The following is a 264-nucleotide window of genomic DNA, read 5'->3' as shown; positions in this document are numbered from 1 at the left end:
AGGACGCCCTGCCCGGAAACCCCATGGGTGGTGTCGCCCGGCCCCGCCCGGACCGGCAGAACCCCAAACCCCTGCGTGGGACGGGCACCCCGGAACTGCTGCTGGACTCCGTCGCCAGCGGTCGTCGCACGGCCCGTGACCCCTGGCCCGAACGTGACCTCGCCGTCGTGGCGACCCTGCTGGTGAGCGGCATCCGCAGCGCCGAACTCCTCGGTCTGCGCGTCGGGGACCTGGCAGGACGCCCCGGCGACGAACGGCTCCACG

At 74.2% G+C, this 264-nt stretch carries 1 protein-coding gene; it reads left to right on the top strand.

Annotated features, from left to right (window positions below):
• Window positions 1-264: hypothetical protein (locus AC1ECF_RS17665; RefSeq protein WP_480390746.1), on the top strand; the 264-nt coding region annotated here is incomplete at both ends.

The organism is Psychrobacillus sp. Z3-81 (assembly GCF_056620325.1).
Note: the sequence above shows the minus strand (reverse complement) of the source record. Positions and strands in the feature narration are given on the sequence as shown.